The sequence below is a fragment of the Asanoa sp. NPDC049475 genome (assembly GCF_040676915.1).
Classification (GTDB): Bacteria; Actinomycetota; Actinomycetes; order Mycobacteriales; family Micromonosporaceae; genus Asanoa.
Map to the genome: position 1 here is coordinate 26,043 of NZ_JBFAPY010000007.1, position 16,383 is coordinate 42,425.

General features: G+C 70.1%; 14 protein-coding genes and 1 tRNA gene. 5 read left to right on the top strand and 10 right to left on the bottom strand.

All coding sequences use genetic code 11. From position 1 onward, the window contains the following. Positions 1–31 precede the first annotated feature (31 nt). The 3 genes from AB0J88_RS27415 to AB0J88_RS27425 form a co-directional block, all read right to left on the bottom strand. Positions 32–1,033 carry a hypothetical protein gene (locus AB0J88_RS27415; protein WP_364350874.1) on the bottom strand — a complete coding sequence of 334 codons (1,002 nt, stop codon included), beginning with the start codon at positions 1,031–1,033 and terminating at the stop codon, positions 32–34. A gap of 251 nt (positions 1,034–1,284) precedes the next feature. Then, positions 1,285–3,477: a (Fe-S)-binding protein gene (locus tag AB0J88_RS27420; RefSeq protein WP_364350871.1), complete on the bottom strand. Its 2,193-nt coding sequence runs from the start codon at positions 3,475–3,477 to the stop codon at positions 1,285–1,287. 116 nt (positions 3,478–3,593) lie between these two features. Then, positions 3,594–3,857 (bottom strand): cell division protein CrgA, encoded by a 264-nt coding sequence (locus AB0J88_RS27425; RefSeq protein WP_364350868.1) that lies wholly within the window; start codon positions 3,855–3,857, stop codon positions 3,594–3,596. A 192-nt stretch (positions 3,858–4,049) separates the two neighbouring features. On the opposite strand from AB0J88_RS27425, the gene AB0J88_RS27430 reads away from it, so the two are divergent. From AB0J88_RS27430 to AB0J88_RS27445, 4 genes are read left to right on the top strand one after another with little or no spacing between them, the layout of a single operon-like run. Then, the gene (locus tag AB0J88_RS27430; RefSeq protein WP_364351059.1) at positions 4,050–4,814 is read left to right on the top strand and encodes a DUF881 domain-containing protein; all 765 of its coding nucleotides are present in this window, start codon (positions 4,050–4,052) and stop codon (positions 4,812–4,814) included. 13 nt (positions 4,815–4,827) lie between these two features. Next, positions 4,828–6,063: a class E sortase gene (locus tag AB0J88_RS27435; protein WP_364350865.1), complete on the top strand. Its 1,236-nt coding sequence runs from the start codon at positions 4,828–4,830 to the stop codon at positions 6,061–6,063. A 3-nt stretch (positions 6,064–6,066) separates the two neighbouring features. After that, positions 6,067–6,360 (top strand): hypothetical protein, encoded by a 294-nt coding sequence (locus AB0J88_RS27440; RefSeq protein WP_364350862.1) that lies wholly within the window; start codon positions 6,067–6,069, stop codon positions 6,358–6,360. Positions 6,361–6,364: 4 nt separating this feature from the next. Then, positions 6,365–7,015, top strand: a complete 651-nt coding sequence (locus AB0J88_RS27445; protein ID WP_364350859.1) for an aminodeoxychorismate/anthranilate synthase component II — start codon at positions 6,365–6,367, stop codon at positions 7,013–7,015. Positions 7,016–7,118: 103 nt separating this feature from the next. On the opposite strand, the gene pknB is transcribed toward AB0J88_RS27445, so the two are convergent. The 7 genes from pknB to AB0J88_RS27480 form a co-directional block, all read right to left on the bottom strand. Further along, positions 7,119–8,936 carry a Stk1 family PASTA domain-containing Ser/Thr kinase gene (gene pknB, locus AB0J88_RS27450; protein WP_364350856.1) on the bottom strand — a complete coding sequence of 606 codons (1,818 nt, stop codon included), beginning with the start codon at positions 8,934–8,936 and terminating at the stop codon, positions 7,119–7,121. After that, entirely contained in the window at positions 8,933–10,291 is a 1,359-nt protein-coding gene (locus AB0J88_RS27455; RefSeq protein ID WP_364350853.1) for a protein kinase, read from the bottom strand. The genes pknB and AB0J88_RS27455 overlap by 4 nt, the downstream gene beginning before the upstream one ends. 1 nt (position 10,292) lies before the next feature. Beyond that, a complete protein-coding gene (locus AB0J88_RS27460; RefSeq protein WP_364350850.1) occupies positions 10,293–11,798 on the bottom strand; it encodes a penicillin-binding protein 2 in 1,506 nt (501 codons plus the stop codon). Beyond that, entirely contained in the window at positions 11,795–13,177 is a 1,383-nt protein-coding gene (locus AB0J88_RS27465; protein WP_364351054.1) for an FtsW/RodA/SpoVE family cell cycle protein, read from the bottom strand. Before AB0J88_RS27465 ends, AB0J88_RS27460 begins: the two co-directional genes overlap by 4 nt. A gap of 115 nt (positions 13,178–13,292) precedes the next feature. Continuing rightward, positions 13,293–14,738 (bottom strand): protein phosphatase 2C domain-containing protein, encoded by a 1,446-nt coding sequence (locus AB0J88_RS27470; RefSeq protein ID WP_364350847.1) that lies wholly within the window; start codon positions 14,736–14,738, stop codon positions 13,293–13,295. Continuing rightward, positions 14,735–15,220 (bottom strand): FHA domain-containing protein, encoded by a 486-nt coding sequence (locus AB0J88_RS27475; RefSeq protein WP_364350844.1) that lies wholly within the window; start codon positions 15,218–15,220, stop codon positions 14,735–14,737. The genes AB0J88_RS27470 and AB0J88_RS27475 overlap by 4 nt, the downstream gene beginning before the upstream one ends. Before the next feature lie 4 nt (positions 15,221–15,224). Continuing rightward, positions 15,225–16,028, bottom strand: coding sequence for a DUF3662 and FHA domain-containing protein (locus AB0J88_RS27480; protein ID WP_363451288.1), 804 nt, complete (start codon positions 16,026–16,028; stop codon positions 15,225–15,227). Positions 16,029–16,252: 224 nt separating this feature from the next. On the opposite strand from AB0J88_RS27480, the gene AB0J88_RS27485 reads away from it, so the two are divergent. Further along, positions 16,253–16,338 (top strand) — tRNA-Leu (locus tag AB0J88_RS27485). The last annotated feature ends 45 nt before the right edge of the window (positions 16,339–16,383 follow it).

The window sequence follows — 16,383 nt, forward strand, 5'->3', positions numbered from 1 at the left end:
GCGTCCCCGTGTGCGCTGCGGGGCAGCTGGCTCAGTTGGATCGGTACGTGAGCAGTTGGGCGTCCCTGACCGCGGCGGGCTCGGCCACCACCGCCTTGACCGTCCAGCCCGGACCGAAGAGGGTCAGCTTCCCCTTGGTCCGCACCAGGATGTCGCCGTTGGGCTGGAACAGGATCGCGTTGATCGCGCCCCTGATCGGCACACCGACGTTCTCCCCCGTACGCGTGTCGACGATCGCGTCAGCGATGAGATCCCGGGCGATGTCGCCGGAGTCCTCGTCGTGCGTGCGCTGCCAGACGGAGATCAACCGGCCGTCCGCCGAGATGCTGTACGGGTCGGAGCTCCGCCGTCGCTGCGGGTTCAGCCGCGCGTCCGTCGAGCCGAAGACCGGCACGATACGAGCGTTGCTCCCGTCGGGATCAGCCGTCGCGAGCTGGGAGCCATGCGCGTACCCGACGCGTTTCCCGTCAGCCGTCCACAGAAAGTGGGAGAGCACCGGTGATTGCTTGGCCCACGGCGTGAAACGGCCCGTCGCGATCGTGAGGAGGCCGATCGTTCGTTCTCCGGCGTCGGGGCGCTTGGAGATCAGCAGGCGCTTCGAGTCCGGCGACCACGCCGGCTCGAATCCAGCGCGCTCGGCACCCCGAAACACCGTGCGACGGTTGCCACCGTCACGGTCGGCGATGACCACGTTTCCGGGCTCGGTCCAGTCGCCGTCGATGAAGGCGATCTGGCTGCCATCCGGCGACAGATTGGCCGCGTAGGCCTCCCTGGCCAGCACCGTCTGCACAGTGGACCCGGTGACCTGAACCAACTGCTCGCTCTCGAGGTAGTACAGGCGACCGGGGATAGAGGTGGCCGGTTTCGAGGCGGTCGGCGCCGACGCCATCGAAGTCGGGGCCGAGATGGACGGTGCTGAGGCCACCGGTCGACTCCCGGCGGGCGTGGGCTTGGCTTCACAGGCGGCGGTCAGCGCGACCGCGGCGACGAGGACGGTCCAGCAGGCGATGTTCCGCGAAGAGGTCGCGTTCATGAGGGGCACCGTTTCCGAGAAGAGAAAGGCGTCGCCGGCCGGCGTCGTGCACGTCCTGTGCGCCTATCAAGACGCGGCCTCGCCCCCGGACGGACGACAGTCCGTTCGGCTCACTTCCGCTCGGCCGAAAGGTCAGTTGGTCCTCGGCCCGGACAGCGTCAACTTGCTCTGGGCACGCGCACCAGGATGTCGCCGCTCGGCTGGACCAGCCTCACTCGTGACCGGCACACCGACGTTCTCCCCTGTGCGGGTCAGCCCGCGGCGGCTGCCTCCGGCTGGGCCGCGGCCGGGCTTTCCGGCTTGACCGAGCGCAGCAGCACCGTCGCGACGTCGACCACCTCGACACCGTCCGTGGCTCCGGCGGCCTGCTTGGCCGTCACGCCGTCGCTGATCATGGTGAAGCAGAACGGGCAGCCGACCGCGATCGTGTGGGCGCCCGTGGAGATGGCCTCCTCGACGCGCTCGATGTTGATGCGCTTGCCGATCCGCTCTTCCATCCACATCCGGGCACCGCCGGCGCCGCAGCAGAAGGAGCGCTCGCTGTTGCGCGGCATCTCGGCGAGGTCCGCGCCACCGGCCGAGGCCTCCAGCACCTCGCGCGGCGGGGTGAAGACCCGGTTGTGCCGGCCCAGGTAGCACGGGTCGTGATAGGTGACACCGCCGTCGACGGGCTGCACCGGGGTCAGCTTGCCCGACGAGACCAGGTCGGCCAGGAGCTGCGTGTGGTGCACGACCTCGAAGCTGCCGCCCAGGGCGCCGTACTCGTTGCGCAAGGTGTTGAAGCAGTGCGGGCAGGACGCGACGATCTTCTTGACGCCCGCCTCGTTGAGGGTCTCGACGTTCTGCTGCGCCAGCATCTGGAAGACGAACTCGTTGCCCATCCGTCGGGCGGGGTCGCCCGTGCAGGTCTCACCCTCACCCAGGATCGCGAAGTCGACGCCGGCCTCGTGCAGCAGCGTCGCGACCGCGCGGGTGGTCTTCTTGGCGCGGTCCTCGAAGGCGCCCGCGCAGCCCACCCAGAAGAGGTATTCGAAGTCGTCGCCGGCACCGGCCCGCTTGACCTCGAAGTCCAGGCCCTTGGTCCAGTCCTCGCGGGTGTTCGGCGGCGCGCCCCAGGGGTTGCCCTTGTTCTCGAGGTTGCGCAGCATGACGCCGGCCTCGGAGGGGAACGACGACTCGATCAGCACCTGGTAGCGGCGCATGTCGACGATGTGGTCGACGTGCTCGATGTCGACCGGGCACTGCTCGACGCACGCGCCGCAGGTGGTGCAGGACCAGAGCACGTCGGGGTCGATCACGCCGCCGTCGGACGCCCCGCCGATCAGGGGGCGGTCGGCCTCGGCCATGGCCAGCACGTCGACCCCGGCCAACTGCTCGGCCGACGCCTTCTCCTCACCCGTCAGGTCCTTGCCACCGCCGGCCAGAAGATAAGGCGCCTTCGCGTACGCGTGGTCGCGCAGCGAGAGGACCAACAGCTTGGGCGAGAGCGGCTTGCCGGTGTTCCACGCCGGGCACTGCGACTGGCAGCGGCCGCACTCCGTGCAGGTGGAGAAGTCCAGCAGACCCTTCCAGGTGAACTGCTCGACCTGGGCGACACCGAACTGGTCCTTCTCCGGGTCGGCCTCCTCGAAGTCGAGCGGAGCGCCGTTGGAGGTCATCGGCCGCAGCGCGCCGAGGCCGGAACCGGCGGGCTTGGCCGGGTCGCGCTTGAAGAAGATGTTCGGGAAGGCCAGGAAGCGGTGCCAGGCGACACCCATCGTCACGTTCAACGAGATCACGATGAGCCAGGTCATCGAGATGACGATCTTGATCGCGGCCACCACCGGAGCCCCGGACTCCCAGGCCGGCAGCACCGAGCCCAGGCCGTGCGAGAGCGGCGCGGCCCAGGTGGGGAAGTCCAGGTGGTCGCCCGCCGCTTTGAAGCCGCGGATCAGGAACCCGCAGACCAGGACGCCGACGATGACCCACTCGACGAAGTAGCCCTGCCACATGGTCGAGCCGGTGAACCGGGACAGGCCGCGTGCCTTGCCCGGGCGGTTCCGCAGCCGCACCGAGATCAGGTAGAGGATGCCTAGGATGCCCAGGATGCCGAGGATCTCGGTGACGAAGCCGAACACCACCCAGCCCGACAGCCAGGGGATGTGGCCCGTCGGCGAGACCACCTCGAAGTAGGCCTCGAGCACGAGCAGCGAGAGCACGATGAACGCGGCCATCACGAACCAGTGCGCCGCGCCGATCGCCGACCACTTGAGCATCCGGGTGTGGCCCGCGGTCTCCTTGAGCATGACCTTCGTGCGGGCGCCCCAGGAGCCGAGCCGGGCCGGGTCCGGCTGGCCGAGTCGGACGACGGCAAGCATCCGCGTGACAGCGCGGACGGCGAGCGCGACCGCGACAAGCGTGATGAGACCAGCGATGGTCGTACAGATGATCTCGACGACGCCCATGCGCGCAGCCTCCGTTGGCCTAGGTGTGGCTGAGGACCAGGTTACGGCAGAAGTTACTTGTCAGTAACGTGAGGTATGCCGCACCCGGTCTTCAGATCACCTTAGTAAATCGGAGATCAGCGCCAGCGGCTGAACACAGCGAGCGAGGCGACCATCGCACCGAAGCCGATCGCCAGGTTCCAGTAGCTCCACGACGCCACGGGGTAGTCGGTGTCAGAGAGGTAGTAGACCACCAGCCAGGCGATCCCGAACACGATCAGTGCGACCCCGGTCACCGGGAGCCACCGCGGGCTGGGCTTGCGGCTCGCCGCGACCGACGACGGGCGTACGTCGGTCGGAGGGGTGTAGACCTTCTTCTTGCGAACCTGCGACTTGGGCACGACGCTCTCTCCTGGTTGTGGTCCTCGCTCGGGCCTGTCAACCGGCGACGGTCCATGGCCAATAATGTTCGCCAGCTAGCGTAATCAACGCGGCGCGTCGCGGCCATGGACGGGCGGCACCAGGTTATGGGAATAATCCCAGCCACCGGATCGACCAGCGTGCACGAGGAGGAGCCGGTGCCGAACTCGTCTATGTGGCGGGCCGGTCTGCGCCGGGTGGCGCGGGCCAGGAAGCCCCGCACGGTCTGGTCGGCCCTGGTGCCGCTGATCGCGCTGGCCGCCGGGCTCCTTTTCACCACCACCGCGCGCACGGCAGACGGTACAGCGCTGCGCGAGGATCGCCGCCCCCGGCTGGCCCAGGTGGTCAACGAGGAGCGCGACCGGGTCACCGCCAGCCAGCAACGGGCGCGCGAGCTCGCCGAGGCGGTCAAGGACCAGACCGACTCCCTGGCGCGCACCGACGGGCCGATCCGCGCCGAGAGCCAGCGGGCGCAGGGCATGGAACCGGCCGCCGGGTTCACCGCCGTGCACGGCCCCGGGCTGACCGTCCGGCTCGACGACGCGCCTCAGCGGTCGGGTGACCGGCCGGACGGGGTTCGCCCCGACGATCTGGTGGTCCACCAGGGCGACGTGCAGGCCGCCGTCAACGCGCTCTGGGCCGGCGGGGCCGAGGCCATGTCGATCATGGGTGTCCGGGTCCTGTCCACCAGCGCGGTACGCTGCGTCGGCAACACCTTGCTCCTGCACGGACGTGTCTATTCACCACCGTTCGTGATCACGGCGATCGGTGATCCCAGCGCGATGCGACAGGCATTGGGAGAATCCGACGGCGTACGTCTCTTCAAAGACGCTGTGGACCACTTCCAGCTGGGCTATCAAGAGACGGTGGAGAAGGACGTGACGATACCCGCGTTCGAAGGGTCCAGCGCCCTCCGATCAGCGAAGGTGACTTCATGAGGCTTTTGCCGTCATGACGGGCGATCAGAACGGCCGCCACCGCGCGCCCGAGGTCAACGACGCGACCGCGGTCATCCCCCGGGTCACCGACCGGCCCGCGGCGGACCCGGTGACGCGCCCGGCGCCGACCACCCGGCCACACCCGCGCCCGCTCGACAGCGGTCTGCGCAACCCGGTGCGGGACGTTCCGGTGACGCCCGGCCCGACGCTGCGGCCACCGGCGCCCGAGCCCGCCGGCCCGGACGTGACGGTGGTCATCCCGAAGGTCACGCCGAGCCCGACGCGAGTTTCGGACGCGACGGCGGTCATCCCGAAGGTGCCGACGGTGCCGGACGCCACGGCGGTGATCCCCAAGGTCGTCGAGCAGACCGCCGTCGTCCCGAAGGCGCTTGCCACCCAGTCGCCCGACATGACGACCGTGATGGGAGCAGTGCCGCCGGCGCCGGAGAAGCCGGACCCGGCCGACCTCCCCCCGCCGGTGACGCCGCGCCGCGGTGAGCGCGTCGTGCGGCTGCGGGCGGAGAACGTCGGCGACGACTACAAGAGCGTCTACTCAGAGCTCACCCGCCCGACCGTGTGGTCGCGCATCCGCGCCGGCATCCGCGTCGGCGGCGAGCTGATGATCACCCTGGGCCTGGTGGTGCTGCTGTTCGCGGCGTACGAGGTCTGGGGTGTCGGAGTCGTCCAGGGCGGCAAGCAGGACGGCCTCGCCCAGGCGCTCGAGCAGCAGTGGGCCAACGAGCCGGGCGACGACCCGACGGTCGGCCCGACCGCCGGAACGGGCGGCCTCGGCTCCAAGATCCATGGCATCGCGAAGCTCTACATCCCGGCCCTCGACCAGAACTGGGTGGTCGTCGACGGGGTCACCCAGGCCGACATCCGCTACGCGCCCGGGCACTACCCGGACACGGCGCTGCCGGGCCAGGTCGGCAACTTCTCCGTCGCCGGACACCGCAACCGGGCCACCTTCTGGCGCCTCGACGAGCTGAAGAACGGCGACTCGATCGTGGTCGAGGACAAGGAAAACTGGTACGTCTACCACGTCGTGAAGACCCGGATCGTCAAGCCGACCCAGGTCGAGGTGGTCGCGCCGGTGCCGATGCTGCCAGGCTCGAAGCCGACGAAGGCGATGGTCACGCTGACCACCTGCAACCCGAAGTTCGACAACTACCAGCGCCTGATCGTGCACGGCGAACTGGTGCGCAGCCAGCCGAAGTCGCAGGGCGACCCGGCCGAGCTGGGAGGCTGAGCGATGTACGCGTGGATCTGGCGCAAGCTGCCGTTCGACGGCGTCTTCGGCAAGCTGGTGACTTCGCTCGTACTGATCACGGGCATACTCGCGCTGTTCTGGTTCGTCGTGTTCCCGTGGGCCGAGCCGCTGCTGCCGTTCGACGACGTGCAGGTGACCCAGGAGGGCGGCGTGCCGGGCGCACCGGGCGTCGGCGACCCGGGCCTGACCGGCCAGTCGCCCGACCCGCGCGAGTCCGGCCTCGACGACCACGACATCCCGTACTCGACCGCGACCGACAACCCGCTTCCGAGGTAACGCCATGCGCGTGCTGGTGATCGACAACTACGACTCGTTCGTCTTCAACCTGGTGCAATATCTGGGCCAGTTGGGCGTCGATTGTGACGTGCGTCGCAACGACGAGCTGGACCTGGCCGACGTCGGCCGCGCCGGCGCCGCCGGGGTGCTGCTCTCGCCCGGGCCGGGCACGCCCGAGCGGGCCGGGATCTGCATCGACGTGATCAAGGAATACGCGGGCGAGCTGCCGATCTTCGGCGTCTGCCTCGGTCACCAGGCCATCGGCGCCGCGTTCGGCGCCACCGTGACCCGGGCACCGGAGCTGCTGCACGGCAAGACCTCGCTGGTGCACCACCGCGGCGCGGGGGTCCTCGGCGGCCTGCCGGACCCGTTCACCGCCACCCGCTACCACTCGCTCGCCGTGCTGCCCGAGACGCTGCCCGACGAGCTCGAGGTGACCGGCGCGACCGAGTCCGGCGTGGTGATGGCCATGCGGCACCGCACGTTGCCGATCGAGGGCGTGCAGTTCCACCCGGAGTCGGTGCTGACCGAGGGCGGGCACCTCATGCTCGCCAACTGGCTGGCGGCGTGCGGTCACCCCGAGGCGCTGGAGCGGGCTCCGGAGCTGTCGGCCGAGGTCGACGCCCGCCGCCGGGCCGCGTTCGCCGCCGCCTGACCGTCGGCGGCGCGCCGCCGAATCCTGGTGCGCCCGGCGCGCCACCGAATCCTCGCGCGCCCGGCGCGCGCCGCCGAAGCCTGGTGCGCCCGGTGCGCGTCGCCTAGTTCTGGTGCTCCCGGTCCTGGCCGATGATCGGCTTGCCGCCGCCGATGCCGGGCAGGATGTCGCCGATGCCGCCGTTGTTGCCACCCGGCGGGTTCGAGGTCGGGTCGCCCGTCGGCTCGTCGTCGGGCTCCTCGAACACCGTCACGGTGATGGTCACCGTGTCGTTGATCTTGGCTTCCTGGTCGGCGTTGGGGTCCTGGTCGATCACCTTGTCGGCCAGGTTCTCGCTCTGGACGGTCTGGCCTTCCTCGACGTCGACCTTGAAGCCGGCCGCCCCCAGCAGGGCCTCAGCGACCTCGCGGGACTTACCGACGACGTTCGGCACCTTCTTGAGCTGGCCGTTGGAGATCTCAACCTTGATCTTGGTGCCGGGCTTGACCGAGCTGCCGGCCTTGTCGACGCGGAGCACGGTGTTCTTCGGCTGCGAGCTGTTGACCTCGTCGAAGTCGGGAATGAGCTTGCGGCTCTCGAACTCGCGCTCGACGTCGGCCTTGGTCTGGCCCTTGAGATCCGGCACCTCCACCGTGCCCGGACCGGCACAGACGGTCAGCGTCACCGTGCTGTTCTTCGCCACCTTCTCGCCACCCTGCGGGTTCTGCTCGGTGACGGTGTTCTCACGGCACTCGGGGTCTTCCTTCGGCGAGGTCTCCACCGTGAAGCCGGCGGTCGTGAGCGTCTGCTGCGCCGCGGCGACCGGCTGGCCGACCACGGACGCCACCGCGACCTTCTCGCCCCGGCCGTGCTGCACCAGCAGGCCGGTGACCAGCGCGATCACGGCGAGCACGCCGAGCACGCTCAGCACGGCCAGCACCCAGTTCGAGCGCTTGCGCCGCTGCGCGTCACCGACCGCGGCGGCCGGGATCGTGCGCGTCGGGGAGCCCTGCGGCCCGCGGACCACGGCCGTGGCGGCGTTGGCCGCACCCATCGGCATGGTCTCCTGGTCGCGCATCACCGGGGTGGCCATGACCGGCCGGCCAGTGGCCGCGCGCAGCACGTCGGCCCGCATCTCGCCGGCGCTCTGGTAGCGGTTAAGCGGGTTCTTGGACAGCGCCTTGAGCACGATCGCGTCGATCGGCGGCGTCACGTCACGGTTGATCTCGCTCGGTGCCCGCGGGTCTTCCCGGACGTGCTGGTAGGCCACGCTGACCGGGCTGTCGCCGACGAACGGCGGGTGCCCGCAGAGCAGCTCGAAGAGCACACAGCCGGCCGCGTAGACGTCGGAGCGGGCGTCGACCGCCTCGCCCCGGGCCTGCTCGGGCGACAGGTACTGCGCCGTGCCGATCACCGCGCTGGTCTGCGTCATCGTGGTCGCGCCGCTGGCCAGGGCTCGGGCGATGCCGAAGTCCATGACCTTGACCTGGCCGTTCTGCGTGAGCATCACGTTGCCGGGCTTGATGTCGCGGTGGATGATGCCGTGCCGGTGGCTGAACTCCAGCGCGGCACAGATGTCAGCGGTGATCTCCAGAGCCCGGCGCGGCTGCAACCGGCCCTCGGCGGCCAGCACCTCCTTGAGGGTGCGGCCGTTGACGAACTCCATGACGATGAACGGCAGGGTCTCGCCCGTCGGGGCGATCTCCTCACCGGTGTCGTAGACGGCGACGATGGCCGGGTGGTTGAGCGAGGCGGCGTTCTGCGCCTCCCGCCGGAACCGCATCTGGAACGTCGCGTCGCGGGCGAGATCGGTCCGCAGCATCTTGATCGCGACGTCGCGGCCGAGCCGGAGGTCGCGGCCACGGTGCACCTCGGCCATGCCGCCGTATCCGAGCAGCTCGCCGACCTGATACCTGCCACCAAGCAGGCGGGCCTGCGTCATCTCGTCAACATTCCTTCGCTTGTCATCCCGATGTGGAGGATTCGCTCTCCAAGACGGTACGGGGCATTTGCCGCCTCGGTTCCACCGACCGGTAGATGAAGCGGGGTCGTTACTTTCCCCGCGGGAGCCATCCCGGAGGCGCCGCTGTTCTGTTGGCTCAACTGGTAGGAGATGACCCCGGCGCAGATCAGCACCAGCGCACCGAGTATCACCGCCAACACGATCAGTAACCGCCGGCCACCACTGCTCGGTTGAGCGGCAGCGGGCACCGACGCGTAACCGTATCCTGCGGGAGCCTGGGGCCGGTTTGCCGGCACGCTCGGGTAGCCACCGTGCGCTGCCGCACTGTTCACCACGGGTGACGCGGGTCGATGCGGCGGAGGCGGGTTGACGTTCCGCGGCGTGGTCGGTTTGACCGGGCCGGGCACGGTGGCTCGCCCACTCGGTGCCATCGCCGGCGACGCGGGCGCGCCCGAGATCGGTCCGGCGGTGGGCGGGGAGGCCGGAGTGAGCGGGCGGTGTGGCTGGGCGGGCGCGGCCAGGGTCGCCGCGGCCTGCCGGGACACGGCCGAGAACGCCGAGGCGCTGGGCCAGCGGGCGGTCGGGTCCTTGGCCATCGCGCGCTCGACGATCGACCGGATCGCCGGCGGGATGTCACCCGGCAGCGGACGAGCGGACTCCCGGACGTGCTTCATGGCGATCTCGAGCGGGTTGTCGCCCTCGAACGGCCGGCGCCCGGACAGGCACTGGTATGCGACCACGCCCAGGGCGTACACGTCGGAGGACGGGGTGGCGATCGCACCCGCGGCCTGCTCCGGGGAGATGTAGGAGGCGGTGCCGAGCACCGATCCGGCCGCGGTGAGCTGGCCGACGATCGCCGAGCGGGCGATGCCGAAGTCGGTCAGCACCAGCGTGCCGTTGGGCCGCACGAGCAGGTTGCCGGGCTTGACGTCGCGGTGCACGATGCCCTTCTCGTGCGCCGCCTGCAACGCGTCGGCCGCCTGTGCGACGAGGGCCATCGTGCGAGCCGGGGTCAGCCGGCCGACCCGGCTCAGGGTGCGGGACAGCGCGTCGCCCTCGACGTACTCCATGATCAGGAAGGCGATCTGCTGATCGCTGCCGTAGTCGTAGACGTCGACGACGCCCGGGTGGTTGATCGTGGCCATCGTGCGGGCCTCGCCCCGGAACCGCTCGGCGAAGCCCGGCTCGTCGAGCAGGGCGGGCAGCAGGATCTTGACCGCGACCGTGCGCCCGAGCACCTCGTCGGTGCCGCGCCAGACATCGCCCATGCCGCCGCCGGCGATGCGCTCGTCGAGGCGGTACCGGCCGCCGAGCATGACCCCGGGACTGATCACCTCAGCTGCCCTCCGCGTCGGTGACCACCGCGCGCATGATCTGGCCGGCGATCCGGGCCGCCTCCCCGCTGCCGCCGCTGCCGGCCTCCTGGAGGAAGACGGCGACCGCGCTGACCGGCTGGCCGTCCTTGATCGCGAAGCCGATGAACCAGCCGTGGTCCTTGCGGTCCGGCGCGGACTGGGCGGTGCCGGTCTTGCCGCCGACCACGATGTTGTCGATCTGGGCGTTGCGGCCGGTGCCGTTCTGGACGACGTTGACCATCATGTCCTGCAGGTCACGGGCCACCGCGCTGCTGACGACGGAGCCGTTGAGCTCCTTCGGCGTGGCCGTGTAGTGCGAGGTCGTGCGGTCGGGACCGAGGAGCTTCTGCACGAGGTACGGGCGCATCTGCCGGCCGTTGTTGGCCACGGCGGAGGCGATCAGCGCACCCTGGAGCGGGGTCATCCGGACGTTGTTCTGGCCGATTCCGCTCTGCGCCAGCGCGGCCGGGTCGTCGCCGCCGTCCGGGTTCTTGATGTCACCGGTCTCGCTGGTGGCGACCGGCAGGCCCTCGGCGTTGAGCCGCCCGCAGGTGAGGTCCGTCTGGCCGAAGCCGAACTTCCGCGCCTCGTCCTTGATCTTGTCGGCGCCGAGCGCCACCGCGAGCTGCGCGAAGCCGGTGTTGCACGACTCGGTCAACGCCTCGCGCAGGGTGACCTGCGACTCGGGGCAGATCGAGGCGGCCGCGTTGCGGATGTCGGTGCCGGAGGTCGGCGCCCGGTAGACCGGGCCGGCCGGGATCTGGGTTTGCTGGGTGTAGCCGTTCTCCAGGGCCGCCGCCGCGTCGATCACCTTGAACGTCGAACCGGGCGGGTACGTCTCGGCCAGCGCCCGGTTGATCAGCGGCTTGTCGGGGTCGCTGTCGAGCTTGTCGAAGGCCGCCTCGGCCGCGTTCGTGTCGTGGCTCACCAGCGGGTTCGGGTCGAAGCTCGGCATCGAGACCAGCGCCTGCACCGCGCCGGTGCGCGGGTTGATCGCCACCGCCGCGCCCTTGTCGGCGCCGACCCGGTTGTTGGTCATCTCCTTGAACGCCGTCTCCTGGGCCCGCTTGGAGAGGCTGAGCAGCACGCTGCCGCCCGGCGTCTTCTCGCCGGTCCACAGGTCGGAGATCCGGTCGGCGACCAGCGCGTCGGAGGTGCCGGCGAGGAACTCGTCCTCGCTGCGCTCGATGCCGGTGGCCGCCAGGTTGACCGGGTTGTAGCCGACGACGTGCGCGTAGGTCTCGTCCGCCGGGTACTGCCGGATGTACTTGAGCTCGCCGTCGGTCGGCTTGCTGGTCGCCAGCGCGGTGCGGCCGGCCTCGATCACGCCGCGCTCCCGCTCGTATTCGGCGATCTGCACGCGGCCGTTGTAGTCGCTGTTGCGATATTCGTCGGCCTTGTAGGCCTGCACCCAGTTGAGGTTGGCGAAGAGCAGCGCGAAGAGAACCAGGACGACGACGCCGACCCGGCGAAGCGGTGCGTTCACGGCTTGATCACCTCCGTGGGCGCCCCGTGCAGCTGCGCGGGGGCACTCGCTGTCGCGCCGCTCGGTCGGGCCGAGGCCGACCCGTCGACCGGCCGCCGTGCCGCGTCGGAGACGCGCAACAGCACCGCGATCAGCATCCAGTTGGCCATCAGCGACGAACCACCGGCGGACAGGAACGGAGTGGTCTGACCGGTCAGCGGGATCAGCCGGCTGATGCCACCCACGATGACGAACACCTGCAAGCCCAGCGTGAAGGCCAGGCCGCCGGCGAGCAGCTTGCCGAACGAGTCGCGCACCGCGAGACCGGCGCGCAGCCCGCGCTGCACGATCAACAGGTAGACGATCAACAGCGCGGAGAGCCCGAAGAGCCCGATCTCCTCGCCGAGCCCGGCGAAGATGAAGTCGTTGTGCACCTCAGGGATCTTGGTCGGCTGGCCACCGCCCGGGCCGGTGCCGAACAGGCCGCCGCTGCCCAACCCGAGCAGCGACTGGACCAGTTGGTAGCCGCGCTCGTAGGGGTCGGAGAACGGGTCGAGCCAGATCTCGGCGCGCTGGTAGAAGTTGGCGAACGGGCCCCCGACCGAGGCACCGAGCAGGTAGGCGCTGTACGCGCCACCGAAGAAGAGCAGCAGGCCGATGATCAGCCAGCTCACCCGCTCGGTGGCGATGTAGAGCGTGACCACGAACATGCCGAAGTAGAGCAGCGAGGTGCCGAGGTCCTTCTCGAAGACCAGGACCAGCAGGCTGACCGCCCAGACCGCGAGCACCGGACCCAGGTCGCGGCCGCGGGGGAAGTCGACGCCGAGCACCCGCCGGCTGGCCAGCGAGAGCACCTCGCGCTTGCGCACCAGGTAGTAGGCGAAGAACGCGAGCAGGGCCAGCTTGGCGAACTCACCCGGCTGGATCTGGAAACCGCCCACCCGGATCCACAGCTTGGCGCCGTTGATCTCCGAGAACCGTCCCGGCAGCAGCGCCGGGATCAGCACCAGGACGATGCCGCCGAGACCCAGGGTGTACGCGTACCGCGAGATCGCCCGGTGGTCCTTGACGACCAGGAGCACGACCGCGGCGAACACGACCGCGATCAGCGTCCAGGCGAGCTGTCGACCACCCGTGCCCGCGAAGATCGGGTACGTGAGCCGCTCGGCGGCCGGCGCCTCGGCCAGGTCGAGCCGGCGCAGGAACGCCACGCCGATCCCGTTGAGCAGGGCGACGGCCGGGATGAGGGCCGGGTCGGCGTAGGGCGCCGTGTATCGGACCACGAGGTGCAGGCCGAGGAACAGGGCGCTCAGGATCGCCGCCGGCACCCAGAAGTTGCCGGTGATCGTGTCGAACATGGTGAGCTGGATGGTCGCGCTGTACGCCGCGACCAGCGCCATCGCGAAGCCGAGCAGAGCCAGCTCGGCGTTGCGACGGGTCTGGACGTCACGGACGCGCGGAAGCTCACCCGTCGCCGCGGGTGTGTTAACCGAACCGGCCTGCGAACTCACGATGTCAGTTGGACGGCCGGCAGTCCGCCGGATCGATGACCGGTGGAACAGTGTCGGTCGGCGTCCCGTCAGGCACCGCGGTCGCTGAGCCGATCCCGGTCGGCGGCGTGCTGGTCGGCGCCGTCGCCACGGTCGTCGGGCTGGCCGGCGGCACCGTCGGGGTGGTCAGTTGCTCACCGGCGGTGGTCGGGGTCGGGCAGGCCGGCTTGAGGTTGGGGTTGGTCGGGTCGTCGGTCGTCAGCTCCGCCAGCCGGCGCTGCGCGTCGGCCTCGCTGTTGGCCTGGATGCCCTGCTTGACCCGCTCCTGCGCGACCGTCGTGAGCTCGTCGAGGCTGGTGGCGCTGGTGGACTGCACGCTCGACAGGTCGACGCCGGCGATCTGGCCCGGCACCCCGCGGAACACGGCGAGCTGGCCCTCCTCGGTGGCACCGACGTAGAACTGCTGTTGGGTGACGCGCCACCCGGCCCAGAGGCCGCCGCCGAGGATGATCAGCAGCACGCCGAGCAGCACCGCGGTGCGCACCGGCCGCCGGCGACGCCGGTCGCCGTCGTCCTCGTGCGCGCCGGCACGGCCGTTGGCCTCGGCCGGCAGGTTCTGGTCGGGGACCGCCGCCCGCGGCGCCGAGAGCGCCGCCGAAGCGCGCGCGGCCGGGGTGTCGGGGCTGGCCGAGGTCGTGTTGCCCCGGTCGCGAGCCGCCGCACCGCCGACGATCGGCGCCTGCTCGACGATGTCCTGGTCGGTGGCGTCCGCGACGACCACCGTGATGTTGTCCGGACCGCCGCCGCGCAGGGCGAGCGCGACCAGCCGCTCGACGCACTGCTGCGGGTCGACGAAGTCGCGCAGCGACTCGGCGATCGTCTCGGCGCTGACCACGCCGGAGAGCCCGTCGCTGCAGATCAGGTAGCGATCGCCGCGGAGCACCTGACGGACGGAGTATTCGGGGTCGATGTCGCGGCCGTCGAGCGCGCGGGTGAGCAGCGACCGCTGCGGGTGGCTGCTGGCCTCCTCGGCGCTGATCCGGCCCTCGTCGACGAGCATCTGGACGTACGTGTCGTCCTTGGTGATCTGCGCGAACTCGCCGTCGCGGAGCATGTAGGCGCGCGAGTCACCGATGTGCACCATGCCGATCTTGCTGCCCGAGAACAGGATGGCGGTGAGCGTGGTGCCCATGCCCTCGAGCTGCGGGTTGGCATCGACAGTGTCGCGCAGTTGTTGGTTGGCGGTATCGACAGCCGTGCGCAGCGCGTCGACGAGGGCGTCACCAGGGACGTCCTCGTCGAGCGGGGCCATGGCTCCGATGACGATGTTGCTCGCGACGTCACCGGCGGCCATGCCGCCCATGCCGTCGGCAACGGCGAGCAGCCGCGGTCCGGCGTAGACGGAGTCTTGATTTCCGTCCCGGATCAGACCGCGGTCACTGCGGGCCGCGTAACGCAGTGTCAGTGTCATGGCCGTAACTCGAGTGAAGTGCGGCCGATACGGATCGGCACGCCGAGGGGGACGGGGGTCGGTCCGGTGACCTTAGCGCGATCGAGATACGTCCCGTTCGTCGAGCCCAGGTCTTCCACGAACCACTGCCCTGACCTGGGAACAAGCCGGGCGTGACGCGCCGACGCGTAATCGTCGGTGATCACCAGTGTCGAATCCTCGGCGCGGCCGATCGTAATCTGGCCGTCACCGAGCGTGATTCGCGTGCCGGCGAGCTGTCCCGCGGTCACCACGAGCTGGTGAGCCGCGCGGCCCCGCTTCACCTTGGCCGGCCGCGATTGGCCGGTCGACGCACCCACCCCCCGTGGTGCGGCGACCAGCCTGCTGGATCGGGCCCCGGCGAAGAGGTCACGCCGGATCACACCCACCACCGTGAACACGAAGATCCACAGCAGAATGAGGAATCCGATCCGGGCGACTTCGACGACGAAATCTCCGGCCAACGGGCTAACCGTCCACGCGGAACGTCAGCGTCGTCGTGCCGAGCTGGATCATGTCGCCGGGGTTGAGCGCCACGGCCGAGACGCGCTGGCCGTTGACCATCGTGCCGTTGGTCGACCCGAGGTCCGTCAGGACGACCTGCGCACCGTCGAAGTCGAGTCGGGCGTGTCGCCGCGAGATCCCGACGTCGGGGAGGCGCAGGTTGGCCTGGTCGCCCCGGCCGATCACGGTCGAGCCCATCTGCAGCGGGTAGGTCCGACCGTCGCCGGAGACCAGGCGGATGTTGCGGCCGCCGGCACCGCCGCCACCACCGTGCATCGGCGGCTGGCCGTAGCCCTGGTCGTACGGCTGCTGATAGCCGCCGCCACCCCCGGGCGCGTCGTAGCCCTGCTGCACCGGGGCGACGTCGCCACCGGTGTAGACCTCGGCCGTGACCCGGAACATGCCGGTGTCGAGGCCGTCGCCACGCTCGATCTCGACGATCACGTCGCCGTAGACCGTCCACGCCTGCTCACCGATGAACTCGGCCTGCGACTGCGCGAGCTCCTGGGCGAGCGCGGCCGCGTACGGCGCGAGCCGGCTGTGGTCATAGGGAGATAGGTCAATCACGTAGCGGTTCGGCACCAGAGTCCGCCCGCCGGCCAGGATAGCCTTGTGCGCCTCTGCCTCCCGCTGCATGGCGTTGAGGATCTCCACAGGGTGGACGACCCCCTTGAACACCTTGGCGAAGGCCCCTTCGACCAGGCCTTCCAAACGCTTCTCGAAGCGTTGCAGCACGCTCACCGGCTCCTCCTCGGGTTCCGAGGCCATGATGGTATCCGGCCGGGGCACATGCAGTCCGCATGGCGACCGACCGACTGTCTCGCCGGTCTCCGCGGAACGCCGTGGGAGCGCTGCCGCTCGCGGCGTCTGGGGAGACCGAGCCCGCCACCGGAGTGGCGGACAACTCCGTGTTAGTCTTCCCAGGCGCCGCGAGCGGCAACCGCCCACGGCCACCGGCATGGATAGCGTAATATGTGCCGGCAGCTGTTCCAGGGGAAGTGGCGGAATGGCAGACGCGCACGGTTCAGGTCCGTGTGCCCGAAAGGGCGTGGGGGTTCAACTCCCCCCTTCCCCACCATGACGTTAAGGCTCCGCGACTCGCGGGGCCTTAACGTTATGCACC